Source organism: Xanthomonas euvesicatoria pv. euvesicatoria (assembly GCF_020880415.1).
In the GTDB taxonomy this organism is placed as follows: domain Bacteria; phylum Pseudomonadota; class Gammaproteobacteria; order Xanthomonadales; family Xanthomonadaceae; genus Xanthomonas; species Xanthomonas euvesicatoria.
In genome coordinates this window covers 53,244-71,058 of the sequence record NZ_JAJIUJ010000113.1, presented here as the reverse complement: position 1 = coordinate 71,058, position 17,815 = coordinate 53,244, and the positions used below count along the sequence as shown (strand labels likewise).

Here is a 17,815-nt window from a genome sequence, read left to right as displayed (position 1 = left end):
TCTCAAGTGGATAACGAGGTTTTGATACGCGTCCCCATCGTCTAGAGGCCTAGGACACCACCCTTTCACGGTGGACACCGGGGTTCGAATCCCCGTGGGGACGCCAATCATCCAAAAGCCCCGGCACTGCCGGGGCTTTTTTTTGCCTGTCACCAGGCCGAATCCGGTTCTGAGCGAGGCTGGGCATGCCTCGGTTCATCGCCATGATGCAGCGGACAGAAAGAGTTGAATCTCTGCCGCGGATGGCACAGCGCTTGGTGTGCGCATCGATACGCACGCACTGCTGTTCGGCAGGCCGCTACTGATGCCAATACCCGCTCGATCCAAGCGCTTGACGAGTTGCGGCATGACTCAAGCGTATGCGCATTCGCGCGCGCACATAATTTTGCTCTCGATGTCCCTGCCCGCCTCGCAGTTGTCACGTTGCCAGAAGCTTCGCGACAGATCGCCGCGCCAAAAACGCAATGTGCGCGATGGTCGCGCTCACGCATGCCGTGATGACGGCGAGCACGGGACGCGAATCCGGTGTTGCTTGTAGACGAGATGCAGCGGACTTGACGCGCGACCCGGCGCGGCAGTTGCTCGCGAATCGACCGCTGTCGAAGTGAGTGCAAACTCGCATCGGCGCATCCAGCGCGCCGATATCGTCGTCACTGCAATCCACTGCACACCCCGAACACCGAGGACTTATGGCGCTTCATGCACTCCAGCTGCGCCGTTGCTGTTCAATCGCCGCGCTCGACGCATGCGGCCCGGCAGTTCGCCCGGCGGCTGCGCCCTTGCTACAACTTTTTTTGCCCAGACCACTTCCCATCGCGCGGCGATGTCGCTATGATTTCCGGCTCGCAGCAACGCGGGGCCATAGCTCAGCTGGGAGAGCGCCTGCATGGCATGCAGGAGGTCGGCGGTTCGATCCCGCCTGGCTCCACCACTTCAGACATTAGGCCGTCTCAAGTGGATAACGAGGTTTTGATACGCGTCCCCATCGTCTAGAGGCCTAGGACACCACCCTTTCACGGTGGACACCGGGGTTCGAATCCCCGTGGGGACGCCAATCATCCAAAGCCCCGGCATTGCCGGGGCTTTTTCTTGTCTGTCCCTAACCTCCGTCTCAGACGTATTTCGAGGCCATTGCGGGCTGGGACCAGTGGCGCGCAAATGCATTTCACTGGCGAGCCTTGTATTCAACTCCCCGCTACGCACTTGCAAGCCATTACATCGCTGACCGATCGTCTCGCCACCTCGCAAATGCGTTAGGGGCGTGTCGCAGCACGCTAATGCGATGAGTAAAACCTCCGTCCGATCTCAAGGCCAGCCACGCAGTGCACGGTGCGAAACACCTCAGGTCTGCCCGCTATCCAGCGCCTTGCGGCCCTCGTGCGTCAGGTCGATGTCGCCATCTTCGGCTTGCGTGGCATAGCCGGCGCGTACCGCCCAGTTTCCCTCTTCGTCGGCCACCGGCTTGGTGTCGTGGATGTCGCGCAGGATGCGCAGCTGTTGCGAAGCATCGAAGTCCATGGGGTCACCCGCTCAAAAGAGACTCCCACGGTACGCAAGCAGCGTGATGGTCGCGTGCCTGCAACGTCATCCATTACCTGCGCACTGCACGGCGCGCGGCAGTTGCGTACCTGATGCGTGGCGTGTCGATGGACGAACTCGGGCGATCAGCATCTGCGCCACGCAGACGCAATGCAAACAAATTGCTCCTGACGCCAGTCGTGCATCGCGCGCCAACCACGCCGTCGTTTTCGCAATCAGTTCGACCGCACTGACGGTCGCCAGCCTCGCTGGTTGCGCCGCATCAACGAAGCCCCACGCCTTGCCGAACGGCACACAGCAAAAAGCCCCACCGGACTTCTCCAGAAGGGCCTTCGCTGGTACTGCAACAACCTGGTGCGAAGGTGGGCAACAAAAACCCTTTGATATCGGGCATCTTGCGCAGCAGTGGCGAAAGATACCGCCAAAGTTACCGCCACGAATGGGCCGCTTAACCTACTTGGCCGTTCGATTCTGCCGCAGGTTTGCCAGCGCCCTGGCCCTGCCGGCCTCGGTCTTCGGGCCTGTGGAGCGCCCTCCATGAAAGCGACAGCGGCGCTTGCCAGGCTCTGGCCTAGCTTGGCACGGCAGGTGGTCACGGTGGCGCGTGGCTCCGCACGTGGTGGCCTGCGGGCGCGTGATCTTGCGGCAGGCCAGTTGCCCGGAGTCATACGCGCCCGCGCGTGCCCGCGATGGGGGCAATAATTCCGGCAGAGAGACCGAAGTCACACGCGCCCGCGCGGAATGGTCAGGTAATTCCGACGCCGGGGCCGGAGTCGTGGGCTGTTCTTCTTGGCTGTACTTAATTCCGGTCAGCTCGGCCCACTCGACCAGGATGGCGTCCAGCACTGCGCTGTTGGTCGCCTCGATGCTGCGGGGCCGCTCCTGCGCCTGCCGCGCGACGAACACCGCCAGCGCCTGCCGGCCCGGCATGTAGTCAATGCGGCGCATCGTGGCCCGCCGCTCCCTTTGCAGTTTCGCTAGGTGGGCCTTGTCGCGGCTCAGGTATCGGTCATGCATCACCCAGCTCCACGATGGGGCTGCTATCGCCCATAGATCCCGCTGACGCTTGGTAGATATCTAGAAGGTGCCCGATAACCGGGGCACCGAAGCGAGTGAAAGCCGCTCTGTAGGACCGACCATCGGGCCACACTGCCCCGATAGTCGTACCTACTGGCGCGCTCCTTGACCCGATAGCCGGGGCGCACTGCCCCAATGGCTGGGGCGGGCATTGCGTTTTCATGCCACAACCCGCAGTAGTGGCATGCGCTTTCGCCAAAGGTTTGACGGGACCGCGTTGGGCTTTACGTCCAGCTTGCCGCCGCATTCGTCAATGCCCATCCAGGTGAAGGCAAACAGTGAACACCAGTGCAGGCCGCCTTGCCGGGTCTGCTCGATCAATCCAGCATCCAGCAGCTCCAACAACGCCTTGCGTAGCGTGTCCTTGGACTTCCAGCCACGCTTGTGCATAACCGACCACGCCGCACTCTGGTCCCCGTTGTTGTAGCCGTTGAATTGCGCACCCAAATCCAGCAGGAGCCCGCGCGCCTTCATGGAGAGGCCGCAGAACGCTGGACTTTCCAGCACTTCGACACTAACCCGGAAAAATGCACCGCCCGACTTGCGGCCTTTGAAGCGTTCCCGTTTCCTGGCGCTCATCGCGTGCCTCCCCGTATGGCGCCGAGCGCGCGGTGGACGCTCCCAACACCGTCGAAACAAGGCCGGCTCACCGGGAACCCTCCAGCGCAGCGCGTGCTGCATCCAACAGATCGGCCGCATCCACGACGGCCCAGTGTGGCTCGTCGGTCAAGCGCGCCCATGCTTCAAGCTGGGCCTGCGCCGCTTCCATGGCCACCGCCGCCAGATACAAGGCCGCCTCCATCGTGTAGTCTCGACTCGCACCCAGCCTGCCAGCGTGTGCGCGGTGGCCCGCCTCGTGCGGGCTGCGTTGTTTATCAGGGAAGCGCATCAGCCACCTCCCCCTGCATCGCGTACTGCGCTACGCGGCTATGTGGCCGCCCTTGGTCGTCCAGCAACCGAATCAGGCGCGTCACGATCGGGTGCCCCTCCTGCCGCAACTCGAATACGCGGACGCCCGGCACGAACACGTTCAAGTCTCGCCGAGCATCCAGTGTCGTTACCGGTCCTCGCCGCAGCGCTGCCAGAAGGCGCGCGCGCTGGGCGGATGCGGAAGTGTCAATGATGTTCACCTCGGTTCCGTTTTCAGCGGCCGGGGCATGCGTGTTGTTCCGGCTCATGGAGCCACCTCCTTGCCGGTGGCTTCGATCAGCGCGCGGATGTCCTCGACGCGCCAGGCGGTGCAGCGCTCGCCCAGCTTGACCGGCTTGGGATAGCGGCCGGAGCGCACGCCGGCCCACCAGGTGGACCGGGATACGGGGATCAGGGCCGGAATAGCCAGGTTGTCAGTCTTGGGATTGGCAGCGCGGCCAACGATTTGATGAAGCCTCAGAAAGCCAGAGTTGGATAGCAAATGGTGACACATGGCATCGCCTTATATCGGCCACCAGCGGGCCGGGCGATACGTATTAAATACCCCTTGGACGAGCTTTCAACGGAGTTGCTAGCGTCTACGCGAAGTCGCTAGCGGTTGGATGGTTGACGTCTCCATTTGGCCACCCAGCGTCGTATGCCATCGACAGTGGTCCCAGGAACCTTCGGAGCAATCCTGTTTGCAAATCTTATGACCGCGCCATGCGCGGCCTGTTCTCTTACTGGCATGCGATCCCAATGCTCTTTAACAGCCTCTTGGGCCGTTCTTCTGGCACGGTTAGTGACATCCGCCCCGCGCCTCCTCGCATCTTTGTGGATCAGTAATTCCCTGATTTGATCCTTTGCTATTTCCATTGCGGCAGCCTCGTGTGCCTTACGGACGCCGTTTTCTTTTTCAAGAACATAGATCATTTCTTCTCGAAGGCTTGCACTATTCTGCACAACGCGCTCCGTCTTCTTTTTTTCGATCAGCAACAGCGCGGCCAGCGATAGATGCTCGGCCAATGCTTCTTTATCCTGCTTCATTGCCCAATTTTTAAAGCGCGCGAGCCGTTTGTAACAGTAGTCATGAAATGCACGATCCTCGGCTTCCTGCCGGGCCTTTTCCGCCTTCTTGCGTTCAATTGCTTCGGTTAAGCTCGGCTCTCCCGCTAGCGCCCATAAAGAAGCAAGTCCGTTCTTTGGTTGTTCGCCCATCACGCGCACCCTCAGCGCCCCTGGACAAGTCCCCGCACCACGCCGGCAGGGTGTCCGGCTTTTCGCCCCGTCGGGCTAGGTGCGGGTGTTCGGTGAAAGCTCAGCCCGCCTTGGCCCGCAGCGGTACGACGTTGCCAACCGAGCGCAGGCCGTCCAGATAGTCGGCCCAAGCCTGCATCATGCGGACACGCTCGTGCAGGTACTGCGCTGCATGCGTGTACGCCTCGCGCACCTTGTTGGTTTCGGCGTGCGCCAGTTGCCGTTCAACGGCATCTGCGTTCCAGCCCAACTCATTGAGTCGCGTTGCTGCCATGCTGCGGAAACCGTGGCCGGTCATCTCATCGCCCGAATAGCCAAGCGCGCGCAGGGCTGCATTGACAGTGTTTTCCGACATGGGCCTATTGGGGCGCAGCCCAGGGAACACGTGGTGGCCGCCACCGGTCAGGGCATGCAGATCGCGCAGGATCGCCACGGCCTGGCTGGACAGGGGCACCAGGTGCGCCGCCTTCATCTTCATGCGCTCGGGCCGAATGCGCCACATGGCGGCATCCAGGTCGATTTCCGCCCACTCGGCCGCGCGCAGTTCACCGGGGCGCACGAAAACTAGCGGGGCCAACTTCAACGCGGCATGGGTCACTGGTTGTCCGCTGAAACCCTCAATGGCCCGCAGTAGTTGGCCGATCTTGGCCGGCTCGGTGACGGCGGCATGGTGGCGCGCCTTGGCAGCTTTGAGCGCCCCCCGCAGGCTGGCGGTGGGATCGATCTCCGCCTTGCCTTCCAGCATGGCGTAACGGAACACCTGCCCGGCCTTGATCTTGGCGCGGGCGGCGGTTTCCAGCTTGCCGGTGGCTTCGATCTTGCGCAGGGCGTCCAGCAGCTCGCGGGGCGTGATCTCGCCGATAGGGCGGGAACCGATCTCGGGAAACAGGAAGGTTTCCAGCAGCCAGCGATTCTTCTCCGCCGTGACGCGCGCGACGGTCTGGCGGGCCATCCACTCCCGGGCCACCACCTCGAACGTCTCGCCAGCGGCATCCACCAAGGCGGCCCGCTCCTGCTTGGCCTGCTTCCGTTGCTCGCCGGGGTCCACCCCAGCGGCCAGCAGCTTGCGCGCTGCGTCGCGCTTCTCCCGCGCATCGGCAAGGCCGGTATCCGGGTAAGTGCCCAGGCTCAGGGTGTTGCGCTTGCCCGTCACCGGGCGCCGGTAGTCCCACCGCCACCAGCGGGCGCCATCCGGCCGCATCAGCAGGTAGAGGCCGCCGCCATCACGCAGTTTGAGCGGGACAGCTCCGGGCTTGGTCTTGCGGATGGCGGTATCTGTCAGCGGCATGGCGGTAACTTTCGGCCTTGGCGAGCGGCAACCACCGCTGTTACCGCCAAAGCTACCGCCACCTACCGCCGGATTTCAACGCATGTCGCTGGACGCAGTTGGACCAACAGGCACAAAAAAACCCGCCAAGTTGCGGGTTTTATTGAAGTTTCTGGACGCTACTGGACATCCTGAAACAATGCACTGGTGCCGAAGGTGGGACTCGAACCCACACGCTTTTAAGGGCGGCGGATTTTGAGTCCGCTGCGTCTACCGATTCCGCCACTTCGGCGTGGCCGCGCAGTATAGCGACTTGTTGTTGAAACGAACAGTGTCAGTTTGCGCCTGACGAATTCAGGTGCAAGCGGGGTCTGCAGCGCTGTGTCCAGGCAGTCCCGATATACTGGCCGACTCAGTGAAGGAGTAAGCAATGTCGGTGTTGCGTGGAGTTCGGGTACTCGTGGTCGAAAACGATGACATGAATGCCATGCTGCTCGACCTGCAGCTTGTTCAGGCGGGTGCCGTCGTCATCGGCCCGGTCGGCGAAGTGCGCGATGCCCTACAGCTGATCAGCGCCGAGCCACCGGATATCGCAGTGCTGGACTATCGCCTGGGTAACGGCGAAACCAGCGAACCGGTCGCACGCCTGTTGTCGGAGCGCGGTATCCCGTTCGTGCTGGCAACCGGCGTGGCCATCGGCAGCATCCCGAGTGGATTCGAACGTGGTGTCATCCTGATCAAACCCTATCTGTCCGAAGAACTGATTGGTGCATTGTCCAAAGCGCGCGAGTTGCGCGGCGCTGAGGGCTGAGCCGCAGTACCGGACGCCCTGCCGGTGCCACTGCCAGGTGCGGCACGCCTGCCCTCTCTCTAACACCTTATCCTTCTGTCACAGGCGCATTGTGTTGCCATGTGCCGGCAGCGATTAGCTGAATCGCCGGTTCCGCGGCGCTGCCGGTGCAGGCCGGTTGCTACTAGAATCTGCCATCGAAGAATGACGGGCGGGTCGCTGGATGGATATCGCCGTGTCGCCGTTTGCCGGCTTGCTGCCGGAGACGAGCGAAACTGCAGCATTACTGGCCGCTTCCGTGCACGCTGCGGACGCGCTGTTGGGCGACAGCCCCGCGCTGCGCACAGCACTCTCGATCTGCCTGCATGCGCAAGTTCCGATGCTGCTCGTATGGGGCCGCGACGAGCGCTGTATCTACAACGATGCCTGCATTGCACGACTGGGACCGCACCACCCGGCGGCATTCGGGCAGCCGCGTGCGGCGCTGACATACGCATCCAATCGCGATGGCGATGACGAGCCAGCCGCGGCAATGGCCCTGGAGCTGGAGCGCTGGTCATGCAGCCCAGTGCTGCAAACGGGCGAGCAGGTAGGCGCGCTCTACATCGGCGTTGCGGATTCGACCGCTGACGTCAGCGAACAACGTCGCAGCAATAGTCGCGACAGTTTTCTATTGATGCTGGAAGACGCACTGCAGCACGTGTCCGATCCGCGGCAGATCATCGACACCAGCGTGCGCCTGCTTGGCGAGCATCTGCAGGCGAACCGTTGCGCATTCGGTCTGGTCGCTGCCGATGGCAGCACCATCCATGTCATCAGCGACCACGTGCAGGACATGCCGAGCCTGCAAGGCGACTTCCCACTGGAGGCCGCACAGGGCCTGCGCGATGCGCTGCTGGCGAACCGTCCCTGGTTCACGACCGATGCGATGGCGCCGGGTGCGCCGGACTATGTGGCCGAGCAGTACCGCCGCTCCGGCTTGCGCGCCTCGCTGGCCATTCCGCTGCACAAGCACGACCGATTGGTGGCCGCGATCGGCGTCCACCAGCGTGCACCGCGGCGCTGGCTGTCGGCGGAGATCGAACTGGTGCGATTGGTTGTGGCACGCTGCTGGGAATCGATGCAACGGGCCAAGGCGCAGCAGCAACTCGCGGCCAACGAAGCGCGCCTGCGCCGCCTCGCCGATACGCTGCCGCAGATCATCTTCATTGCCGATCCGGACGGACGGCCGCACTACTTCAATCAGCGCTGGTACGAGTACACCGGCCTGGATCCTTCCAGCAACGAAGATGCCGCCTGGCACCGCGCGCACACTGCCGATGGTCTGCGCCTGTCCGAGCAGGCGTGGAGCCTGGCATTGAAAGGCCAGCGCGCTCTCGAGGTGGAGTGCGAACTGCTGCGTCACGACGGGCAATCGCGCTGGCACCTGGTGCGCGCGCTCCCGGTGCGCGGCGACGATGGCAGCATCAGCGAGTGGATCGGTACCTATACCGACATTCATCACCGGCGCACATTCGAGCAGCAATTGCGCGAAAGCGAAGTGCGCTTCCGTGCGCTCTGCGAGACGGTGCCAGCGATGATCTGGATGGCCGACGCGCAAGGCGATTGCGTGTACTGGAATCCGCGCTGGTACAACTTCACCGGACAGGGGGAAGACCAGGCACTGGATCAGGGCTGGTGGGATGTGATGCATCCGGACGATGCAGCACGCGTGCGGCATGCCTTCGAACAGGCACTCGAGCAACGCGGCGAATTCCTCGCCGAATACCGCGTGCGCCGCCACGACGGGCAATACCGCTGGTGCATCGATACCGCATCGCCGCACTTCGCCAGCGACGGACGGTTTCTTGGGCACATCGGCTCGCTCACCGACATCTCCGAACGCAAGCACATCGAAGATGCCACCGCTTCGGACCGCGCAATCCTGAGTTTGATCACCACCGGCGCACCATTGCCGGTGGTGCTGGATGCGATCGCATTGAGTGTGGAGGCACGCGGTGAAATCCCGTTGTACTGCTCGGTGATGGTGCGCGATGAGATCCGCCACACCTTGAGTTTCGGCTCGGCACCGCATTTTCCGATCGAGTACCGCGGGCACTTCGAGCCATCGCCGATCGGGCCGGAGGGTCCGCCGTGCGCCCTGTCGGCGCACCTGGGTCGTCAGGTGATCTGCAGCGATCTCCAGGCCGATGCAAGCTTCAGCAGCCACCATGCGATCTCGGCAACGATGGGCATCGCCGCGTGTTGCGTTACCCCGATCCTGGCCAGCAACGGGCAGGTATTGGGCACGCTCAATATCTATTACGACCGCCCTCACCTACCGTCCTTGCGCGAGCAGGCGATGGCGCGCTCGGCCTCGCACCTGGCCGGCATCGTGATCGAACGCACCCGGGTGGATGCCAAGCTCAAGCTGTCGTTGCAGGCGGAAACCGCCGCGCGCGCGCAGGCCGAGCATGCCAACCGGGTCAAGGACGAATTCCTGGCCACGCTCAGCCATGAGTTGCGCACACCCCTCAACGCGATCCTGGGTTGGTCGCGGTTGATGCAATCGGACATCGCCGATCCGGCCAATCTGGGCCGGGGCCTGGTGATCATCGAACGCAGTGCGCGCGCGCAGACGCAGATCATCGACGACCTGCTGGATATGAGCGCGATCCTGTCCGGCAAGATCCGCCTGCAGGCCGAGCATTTCGATATCGCCGGGTTGGTGCGCAGCGTGCTGGAACTCATGCAGCCGACCGCGTTGGCGCGCAAGATCGCACTGGAGCTGGACGCGCCTTGCGATGGCGAGCTGTGGTTCTTCGGCGATGCCGGGCGGCTGCAGCAGGTGTTGACCAATCTGCTCAGCAATGCGCTGAAGTTCACCCCTGCCGGCGGTACGGTGCGAGTGGCGATGGATGTCGAAGATGAGCGCCTGCGCCTGTGCGTGCAGGACACCGGGATCGGCATTGCGGCGGATTTCCTGCCGCATGTGTTCGACCGTTTTCGTCAGGCAGATGCAGGCACTACACGGCGCGTGGGCGGCCTGGGGCTGGGCCTGTCGATCTCGCGTCAGTTGGTGGACCTGCATGGCGGCAGCCTGGGCGCCTCCAGCGCGGGCGAAGGCCAGGGCGCGCTATTTACCATCGTGTTGCCGTTCCAGCACGGGGTCAGCGATCTGCGGCCTGCCTCGGCAGACACTACCCACGTGGGCGCGCTGCCGGACGAGTGCCGCGACCGCCTGGCTGGCGTGCGCGTCCTGCTGGTCGACGACGATCAGGATTCGCGCGAAGCGGTGATGCAGTTCCTGATGCTGGCCGGGGCGCAGGTGCAGGCTGCCGGGTCGGTGGACGCGGCCGAGCACTGCTTGGTGAACGCGCACTTCGATGTATTGGTCAGCGATATCGCGATGCCCTTACGCGATGGCTACGACTTGATCCGCACCGTGCGTTCGGGCCGCGCCGATCTGCCGCGGCATATTCCGGCCATCGCCCTGACCGCCTATGTCCGCGAAGAAGACCGCGACCGCGCAGTAGTAGCCGGCTTCGATGCGCACATGGGCAAGCCGGTGGAACCACCCGGCCTGGTCGACCTGATCGAACGCTTGATCTTGCCCACGCGCAAGGACCCTGCAGCCAAGCCGCCGATCACCCCATGACGTTAGGCGGCGTGCCAGCCGCCAAGGAAACCAACCAGAGTTGCTTCCTACCGATCCCGTCATGATCTGCGGCCAACACAGTTAAGCCAAACCGCAGACTAATCCACCGCCACATTCGATCCGCGCCACGCCACTCAACCACGCCGATCAACCGACAGATCAAAAGCGCGACTTAGCTACGTTTGGCACGCGCGAATGCGGCAGCCAGCGCATTGTCCGCCGGCGGCGCGGTGATCCGCGGTTTGCTATTGGCTTGCGCCTGACCGCGCCCACCACCGTCGCGCCTGCCCTGCCCCGGACCGCCGCTGCCACGGGCTTCGCGCGGTTGCGCTGCGCCATCCGCCGCTGGCGGCGTGTCGGACAGACGACAGGTCAGCGCGATGCGCTTGCGCGCCACATCCACCTCCAGCACCTTGACCTTGACGATGTCGCCGGCCTTGACCACATCGCGCGGATCCTTGACGAAGGTCTCCGACAACGCCGAGATGTGCACCAATCCATCCTGATGCACGCCGATATCGACGAACGCACCGAACGCGGCCACATTGCTGACCACACCTTCGAGCACCATGCCCGGCTTGAGGTGCTTGATGTCCTCGATGCCTTCGGCGAACTGCGCTGCCTTGAACTCCGGGCGCGGATCGCGGCCGGGTTTTTCCAGCTCTTTCAGGATGTCGCGCACGGTCGGCACACCGAATTGGTCGTCGGTGAACATCTCCGGCTTCAGGCCACGCAGAAAACTGCCGTCGCCCAGCAATGCCTTGATCGGCTTGCCGGTGCTGCTCACGATGCGTTCCACCACCGGATACGCTTCCGGATGCACCGCCGACACATCCAACGGCTCCTCGCCATCGGCAATGCGCAGGAAACCGGCGCATTGCTCGAAGGTCTTCTCGCCCAGCCGCGGCACCTTGAGCAGGTCCTTGCGTCGCTTGAACGGGCCATTGTCGTCGCGGTGACGCACGATATTTTCCGCCACCGTGCCCGACAGCCCGGACACGCGCGACAACAACGCCGCCGAGGCCGTATTGACGTAGACACCGACCGCGTTGACGCAGTCTTCCACCCGCGCTTCCAATGCCTTGGCCAGACGGTATTGATCCACATCGTGCTGGTACTGGCCCACGCCGATCGCCTTGGGCTCGATCTTCACCAGTTCGGCCAATGGATCCTGCAGACGGCGCGCGATCGACACGGCACCACGCAGCGACACATCCAGATTCGGGAATTCCTTGGCCGCGAACTCCGAGGCCGAATACACCGATGCGCCCGCCTCGCTCACCACCACCTTCTGTACCTTGGCAGCGCCGCACAGCGCAATCGCCTCACCGGCCAGCTTGTCGGTCTCGCGGCTGGCAGTGCCGTTGCCGATCGCGATCAGCTCCACGTTGTGCTGCATGCACAACTTTTTGATGGTCTGCAGCGACTGATCCCACTGCCGCTTGGGTTCGTGCGGATAAATCGTTTCGGTAGCCACCAGCTTGCCGGTGGCATCGACCACGGCGATCTTGCAACCGGTACGGATGCCCGGATCCAGCCCAAGCACCACCCGCGGACCGGCCGGCGCTGCCAGCATCAGGTCCTTGAGGTTGTCGCCGAATACCGCGATCGCTTCGGCCTCGGCCTTTTCGCGCGCCTGGTTGAACAGGTCCAACAGCAAGTGCATATGCAGCTTGGCGCGCCATGTCAGCCGGCACGCGTCCAGCAACCAGCGATCGGCCGGACGGCCTTCGTTGGAGATACCGGCCTTGCGCGCCACACGGCCTTCGGCGTACTGGTGGCCAGCCTCGGCATCGCTACCCGGATCCAGATCCAGATACAGGATTTCTTCGCGGCGTGCGCGAAACAGCGCCAGCAAGCGGTGCGAAGGAATCTTCGCCAATGTTTCGGCGTGATCGAAGTAGTCGCGGTACTTGGCACCGGCCTCTTCCTTGCCCTCGGCGACCCGTGCGCGGATCACGCCATTGTCGCTCAGCCAACTGCGCAGCTCACCGACCAGCGCCGCATCTTCACCCCAGCGCTCCATCAGGATGGCGCGCGCGCCTTCCAGCGCCGCCTTGCTGTCGGTAACGCCTTTCTCGGCATCGACGAAGGCTTCCGCGGCTACTTCCGGAGATTGCGTCGGGTCCGCCAACAGGCCATCGGCCAGTGGCTCCAGCCCGGCTTCGCGCGCGATCTGCGCGCGGGTGCGGCGCTTGGGCTTGTAGGGCAGGTACAGGTCTTCCAGCCGCGACTTGGTGTCGGCCGCCACGATCTCGTTGCGCAATTCGTCGCTGAGCTTGCCCTGCTCGCCGATGCTGGACAGGATCGCCGCGCGGCGCTCTTCCAGCTCGCGCAGATAGGTCAGTCGCGTTTCCAGGTTGCGTAGCTGCGTGTCGTCCAGCCCGCCCGTGACTTCCTTGCGGTAGCGGGCGATGAAGGGGACGCTGGCGCCTTCGTCGAGCAAGGCGATGGCGGCGTGCGCCTGGGCGGGCTGGGCACCGATCTCATCGGCGATGGTGCGAGCAATCTGCTGGGCGAGCTGGCTATCGTGCATGACGGCGCGGGGTGACCCGCTTCACTGAAAAACGCATTTTCGCAGTGCCGGCCCGCCACGGAAACCCGTTGACAACGCCGCCGTAAACCTATGCTGCCGCGCTCAGCTGACCTGACGAGCGTAATGGGTGGCGGCACGTTCGACCAGAATGCTTTCGTGCAGCGACTCCAGCGCCATCACGCGGATCTTGCCGACATCCTTCAGCGGCACCATGCGTTCGACATACACCTCAGGGCCAGCATCGGTCATCGCACGCGACTTGCTGAAACCGTAAGGCACCACGCCCTTGTCGCCATCTTTGCTGCCACCGACGTACAGGACAATCGACATACCCACACCCTCTTCTGCTGCTGTTGCTGCGTTGTGGCGGCAGGATAACCAGCACGCCGTGAGGAGCTTTCCACGCACGTTAACGCTGGCTGTTTGCCGTTTGGTGACGGCGGCAAGGCCGGGCTCGCCTCACGGCCGCTTCACCCCGCTTGGCGGTCAATCGCCGTCCATCCGCTCGCTGCTCGACACCGCATGGACCTCAAAAGTGGCTACCCGTTCTGGTCGATCCGCAACGGGTTGATGCGCGCGTACCCGCGCCTGGAGCAAGACACCGTCTGCGAAGTGGCCATCGTCGGTGGTGGGGTGACCGCCGCGCTGATTGCCCACGAATTGGTGCGCCATGGGCACGAAGTCGCGGTAGTCGAACAGCGCGACATCGGCTGGGGCAGCACCTCGGCCAGCACCGCATTGCTCCAGTACGAAATCGATACACCGATGATCGAACTGGCCAGACAGCACGGCATGCAGGCAGCGGCACTGGCCTATGGGGCGTGCGCGCAAGCCATCCTCGACCTGCAGGGCCTGTGCAATACCTTCGGCGGCACCGACTTCACGCGCCAGGACAGCCTGTACTACGCCAGCCGCTCGCGCGATATAAAAGACCTGCGCAGCGAGCTGGAGACCCGCCAGGCGCAGAGACTGCCGGTGGAGTGGATCGAACGCGAGCCGCTCTGGCACAACTACGGCGTGCATTCGGATGGCGCGATTCTGAGCCGCCTGGCCGCCAGCGTAGACCCGTACCGCCTGTGCTACCGCCTGTTTTCCGAGTGCGAGCAATACGGCGCACGCATCTATGACCGCACCGCCATTGCCTCGATCGATCCGCACGACCCGCATGTCGACCTGCGCACCGAAGACGGTGTGAGCGTGCGTGCCCGGCACGTGATCCTGGCAGCCGGCTATGGCAACCAGCGCTGGCTCTCGCAGCCGGTGGCGCGCAATCGCAGCAGCTACGCCTTCGTGACCGACCCCCTGCACGACAGCGAAATGGGCGCGCTCAAGCACACCATGATGTGGGAGACCGCGCGCCCGTACCTGTACCTGCGCAGCACACCAGACGGGCGCGTGGTCGCTGGTGGCGAAGACGACAACATCGACATTCCCCCTCGCCGCGACGCACGCGTGCGGGGCAAGCTCAGGACGTTGCTGAAGAAAATTGGCAAGACCATGCCCGATATGCGCCTGCGCCCGGCGTTCGCATGGGCTGGCACCTTCGCAGAAACTGCCGATGGATTGCCGTTCTTCGGGCCGCATGCCGAACTGGGGCCACGTGTATCGTTCGCGATGGCCTATGGCGGCAACGGCATTACCTATAGCGCCATTGGCGCAGGCTTGTTGCGTGCACAACTAGAGGGCACGCCTCACCCGCTGTCCGAATTGTTCGGCTTCGCGCGCTTGGGTTGAATCCCCCACGGCCACCAACCGTGGCCGTGCATCGCATAGGTATCGGCAGCCCGCTCCAGCGGATTGCGCACGTGGATGCCGCCGCACAGAACATACATGGGCAGGAACAGCGGCCCAAGCAGCATGTACTGATAGACATGCGCGCGCTCGTGGTCGCCCAGGCGCACCGGTGGATGCTGGCAACGGCCTGCGGCGTGCGCGTAGGTGCTGCACTGCAGGTCCAGCGATGCACCTTTCAGCAGGATCACGTTGCCCAACGTCATTGCGCCCCCCGGACCCCACGGCCAGGCGTGGAAGACCACTGCATGTTCCCGCGGCGACCAGACGGGACGCGCGCCGAAACACCAGCCGGCCGCGCCGATCGAGAGCCCGATCAAGGTATTGGGCAGCGTCCACAACGCGCCCAGCACCTGCAGTGCAGGCAGGCCGCGCATTACCGGCTTCAATCGGCCTGGTTGGGGATCAGCAGCCACAGAATCAGATACACCAGGATGCCGGGAAACGCGGCCGAGGCAATCGACACGATGACGAACAACACACGCAGCAGCGTCGAGCTCCAGCCAAAACGACGCGCAATGCCGCCAACGACACCGGCGATCATGCGGTCGTTGAGGGAGCGGGACAACGTGGTGGTAGACATGGCAGGACTCCTGCAAGACGTAGCCAACAGTCTAGAAAACGCGGCCGCTGCAGATCGTGATGGCCGCCCGGCCTGCTTGGCGCAGTCACCTGCGCGGCGTGCAGGCAGCCATCTCAGGCATTGCCGCCGCGTTCCTGCAACCAGCGATGGATTGCCACCGGCACCTCGCGCTGCGCACGCCCGGAGACATAGATTCCGATGTGCCCGCCACGGAAGCTCAGTTCGCTGTAGTCGTCGCTGCCGACCAGCCCTCCTAGCGCCCGTGAGGCATCCGGCGGCACCAAGTGGTCGTGTTCGGCGTAGATATTCAGCACCGGCATGTCGAGCACCTGCAGATCGACTGCCTGTCCCCCGATGCTCACCTGCCCGGTGACCAACCCGTTGCGCTGATAGAACAACGTGACGAATTCGCGGAAGGCCTCACCGGCCAGGTCGGGCGAATCGAAGATCCACTTTTCCATGCGCAGGAAATCCTCCAGCGCCTGCTTGTCGTCGAGGATGTCGAGCAGGCCCACGTATTTCTGCAGATTCAGCCGGAACGGCTTGAGCATCAGGTAACTGGCGTTCATCAGGTCCGCCGGCACGTTGCCCATCGTGTCCACGAACAGATCCACATCGACCATGCGCGCCCAGTTGGACAGCATGTTGTCGGGAGTATGGAAATCCACCGGTGTCACCATGGTGATCAGGTTGCGCACCTTGTCGCGTTGCAGCGCGGCGTAGCACAACGAAAACGTGCCGCCCTGACAGATGCCGAGCACATCGACCGCTTCCAGCCCCGACTGCGCCCGCAGGTGATCCACCGCACCGTCGATGTAGCGCAGCAAATAATCTTCCAGCGTGAGGTAGCGCTCGGAGCGGTCCGGGTAGCCCCAATCCAGCACGTAGACATCCTGGCCGTGACTCAATAGCCCCTTCACCAGCGAGCGATCCGCCTGCAGATCGACCATGTAGGGGCGATTGACCAATGCATAGACAATCAGCAGCGGCGTCTTTGCCACCGGTGCCTGCTCGCCGATGAAGCGGTATAGCACCACCTTGCCATCGCGCCAGATTTCTTCGCGCTCGGTGACGCCATAATCCACATCGTCCACGCCCGGCAGCAACTTGAGCCCTTCGCGCAACTTGCGTTGCATCGACAAGGTTTCCTGCATCAGGTCTTCGGCACTGAATCCCAACGGACCTTTCATGCCTGCGCTCCACGTTTTTTACCTGCAGCGGGTTTACGGTCCGCAGGCTTGGGCGGGGATTTCGCCCCACCGCGCTTCTTGACCGAGGTCGTTTTCGTCGACTTGGAGACCGCTGGCGCCTGTTTCGGAGCCGCTTTTTTCGTCGCGGTCCTGTCGACGGACGCCTTCCTGGATGCATCCGGCTTGACTGCCCGTGCTGCCCCCGCCGGCCGCGCTGCCGCACTGGCCCTGGCCGACGACGCGCGCTTGCCCGCCACCGGTGGCACCGGTTCAGGCTGCGGCGCCGCAGCGGGCTTGCTTGCCGGTGAAGCTACGTTACGCAGCATCCGCCTGACCAGGCGTTCCAGTTCGGCAATGCGCCGATGCGCGGCGTCCATCTCCGAACGTGTGGGCATGCCGAAGCGTTCGCTGAGTTGCTCGACCTCTTCCTGCAGCGCAGCGCGCAGACGCATGTGCGCATTGGCAAAACCGCCGTACACCTTGCGGAACTGCTCCGACAAGGCGACATCGGCATAGGATTCTTCAGCCGCCTCGATCCACAGATCGAACAGGGCGCGGGCGCTGGTCAACTGGCTACCGCTGCTCTCGTGCTCGCTCAGCTTGGACGCGAAGCGCGCGAACGCCTGCTCGATCGCCGCCTTGAGTTGCTCGCCATAGGCCTCCGACTGGGCCTGGAACTCCTGCTGTGCGCGTGCCAGTTTCTGCAGGCGCGACTGGTGGTTGCGGTTCAATCCGAACGCCGGCATGTCCAGCCAGGGCGCATTTTCCTCGCGCCACTTCTGCAGCGCCTGCACCGCGTCCTGCAGCCATGGGTCGAACCCGCCTGGGCTGCCGCCGCGCAGCGAACCCAAGGTCCACTGCATCAGCTGTTCGCCCTGCCCTTGTACGGCCTGGCGCCAGGCCTCGGCCACTTCATTGGCCGAGGTGTCGCGCCCGGCAAACTGCGCGGCCACCTGCTGCATGGTCCCGAACCAGTCACCGGCCTGGGTGCGAAAGCGGTCGATGGCCTCCTGCGCCTGCGGGGCGGCCTGGGTGGGCAGCAACTGCGACCACCAATCCACGGCCTTGCGCCAATCCTGCGGAGCATCGCTACCGGACGCGGGCGGTGGTTGTTGCGCGGCGGCGCCGGCCTGGCCGTGGCGCATGGCATCTCCCCAGGCAGCCCAATACTGGCGCGCCTTGTCGTCGAAGTTGCCGTTGTCCGAACCGCTGCTTGCCATCATCCCGTCCAGTGACCTT

17 protein-coding genes and 4 tRNA genes are annotated in these 17,815 nt (G+C 63.7%); 6 read left to right on the top strand and 15 right to left on the bottom strand.

Annotated features, from left to right (window positions below):
* Positions 1-30 precede the first annotated feature (30 nt).
* From LN450_RS20035 to LN450_RS20025, 3 genes are all read left to right on the top strand, one after another.
* Positions 31-106, top strand: a tRNA-Glu gene (locus LN450_RS20035).
* A gap of 749 nt (positions 107-855) precedes the next feature.
* Positions 856-931 (top strand) — tRNA-Ala (locus LN450_RS20030).
* Positions 932-978: 47 nt separating this feature from the next.
* Positions 979-1,054 (top strand) — tRNA-Glu (locus LN450_RS20025).
* 287 nt (positions 1,055-1,341) lie between these two features.
* On the opposite strand, the gene LN450_RS20020 is transcribed toward LN450_RS20025, so the two are convergent.
* The 9 genes from LN450_RS20020 to LN450_RS19980 all read right to left on the bottom strand — a co-directional run bounded on the left by LN450_RS20020 (position 1,342) and on the right by LN450_RS19980 (position 6,341).
* Complete coding sequence (locus LN450_RS20020) at positions 1,342-1,518, bottom strand: hypothetical protein (protein WP_003482805.1); 177 nt, start codon at positions 1,516-1,518, stop codon at positions 1,342-1,344.
* 474 nt (positions 1,519-1,992) lie between these two features.
* The gene (locus tag LN450_RS20015) at positions 1,993-2,556 is read right to left on the bottom strand and encodes an HGGxSTG domain-containing protein (RefSeq protein WP_039416749.1); all 564 of its coding nucleotides are present in this window, start codon (positions 2,554-2,556) and stop codon (positions 1,993-1,995) included.
* A 219-nt stretch (positions 2,557-2,775) separates the two neighbouring features.
* On the bottom strand, positions 2,776-3,195 hold the full coding sequence (locus LN450_RS20010) for a hypothetical protein (protein ID WP_011347436.1): 420 nt from the start codon (positions 3,193-3,195) through the stop codon (positions 2,776-2,778).
* A gap of 67 nt (positions 3,196-3,262) precedes the next feature.
* Positions 3,263-3,418: a hypothetical protein gene (locus tag LN450_RS20005; protein WP_155405762.1), complete on the bottom strand. Its 156-nt coding sequence runs from the start codon at positions 3,416-3,418 to the stop codon at positions 3,263-3,265.
* A gap of 73 nt (positions 3,419-3,491) precedes the next feature.
* Entirely contained in the window at positions 3,492-3,794 is a 303-nt protein-coding gene (locus LN450_RS20000; RefSeq protein WP_011347434.1) for a helix-turn-helix domain-containing protein, read from the bottom strand.
* Entirely contained in the window at positions 3,791-4,039 is a 249-nt protein-coding gene (locus LN450_RS19995; RefSeq protein WP_011347433.1) for a helix-turn-helix transcriptional regulator, read from the bottom strand. Before LN450_RS19995 ends, LN450_RS20000 begins: the two co-directional genes overlap by 4 nt.
* A gap of 98 nt (positions 4,040-4,137) precedes the next feature.
* Positions 4,138-4,743 (bottom strand): hypothetical protein, encoded by a 606-nt coding sequence (locus LN450_RS19990; protein WP_126952890.1) that lies wholly within the window; start codon positions 4,741-4,743, stop codon positions 4,138-4,140.
* A gap of 100 nt (positions 4,744-4,843) precedes the next feature.
* Positions 4,844-6,070, bottom strand: a complete 1,227-nt coding sequence (locus LN450_RS19985) for a tyrosine-type recombinase/integrase (RefSeq protein WP_011347431.1) — start codon at positions 6,068-6,070, stop codon at positions 4,844-4,846.
* Positions 6,071-6,254: 184 nt separating this feature from the next.
* Positions 6,255-6,341, bottom strand: a tRNA-Leu gene (locus LN450_RS19980).
* Between the two features lie 138 nt (positions 6,342-6,479).
* On the opposite strand from LN450_RS19980, the gene LN450_RS19975 reads away from it, so the two are divergent.
* Both LN450_RS19975 and LN450_RS19970 read left to right on the top strand, forming a co-directional pair.
* On the top strand, positions 6,480-6,860 hold the full coding sequence (locus LN450_RS19975) for a response regulator (protein ID WP_011347430.1): 381 nt from the start codon (positions 6,480-6,482) through the stop codon (positions 6,858-6,860).
* Between the two features lie 202 nt (positions 6,861-7,062).
* On the top strand, positions 7,063-10,476 hold the full coding sequence (locus LN450_RS19970) for a PAS domain S-box protein (RefSeq protein WP_011347429.1): 3,414 nt from the start codon (positions 7,063-7,065) through the stop codon (positions 10,474-10,476).
* Positions 10,477-10,648: 172 nt separating this feature from the next.
* On the opposite strand, the gene LN450_RS19965 is transcribed toward LN450_RS19970, so the two are convergent.
* Positions 10,649-13,012, bottom strand: coding sequence for a Tex family protein (locus LN450_RS19965; RefSeq protein WP_011347428.1), 2,364 nt, complete (start codon positions 13,010-13,012; stop codon positions 10,649-10,651).
* 102 nt (positions 13,013-13,114) lie between these two features.
* Positions 13,115-13,342 (bottom strand): hypothetical protein, encoded by a 228-nt coding sequence (locus tag LN450_RS19960; RefSeq protein ID WP_008573245.1) that lies wholly within the window; start codon positions 13,340-13,342, stop codon positions 13,115-13,117.
* Positions 13,343-13,534: 192 nt separating this feature from the next.
* Between LN450_RS19960 and LN450_RS19955 the strand changes: the two genes are divergently transcribed.
* Entirely contained in the window at positions 13,535-14,746 is a 1,212-nt protein-coding gene (locus LN450_RS19955; protein WP_011347427.1) for an NAD(P)/FAD-dependent oxidoreductase, read from the top strand.
* On the opposite strand, the gene LN450_RS19950 is transcribed toward LN450_RS19955, so the two are convergent.
* The 4 genes from LN450_RS19950 to phaE all read right to left on the bottom strand — a co-directional run bounded on the left by LN450_RS19950 (position 14,704) and on the right by phaE (position 17,799).
* Complete coding sequence (locus LN450_RS19950; RefSeq protein WP_011347426.1) at positions 14,704-15,180, bottom strand: hypothetical protein; 477 nt, start codon at positions 15,178-15,180, stop codon at positions 14,704-14,706. The two genes, LN450_RS19955 and LN450_RS19950, sit on opposite strands and share 43 nt — an antisense overlap.
* Positions 15,181-15,188: 8 nt before the next feature.
* The gene (locus LN450_RS19945; protein WP_011347425.1) at positions 15,189-15,386 is read right to left on the bottom strand and encodes a PspC domain-containing protein; all 198 of its coding nucleotides are present in this window, start codon (positions 15,384-15,386) and stop codon (positions 15,189-15,191) included.
* 113 nt (positions 15,387-15,499) lie between these two features.
* The gene (locus LN450_RS19940) at positions 15,500-16,576 is read right to left on the bottom strand and encodes a class III poly(R)-hydroxyalkanoic acid synthase subunit PhaC (protein ID WP_011347424.1); all 1,077 of its coding nucleotides are present in this window, start codon (positions 16,574-16,576) and stop codon (positions 15,500-15,502) included.
* Complete coding sequence (gene phaE, locus LN450_RS19935) at positions 16,573-17,799, bottom strand: class III poly(R)-hydroxyalkanoic acid synthase subunit PhaE (protein ID WP_011347423.1); 1,227 nt, start codon at positions 17,797-17,799, stop codon at positions 16,573-16,575. Before phaE ends, LN450_RS19940 begins: the two co-directional genes overlap by 4 nt.
* Positions 17,800-17,815: the final 16 nt, after the last annotated feature.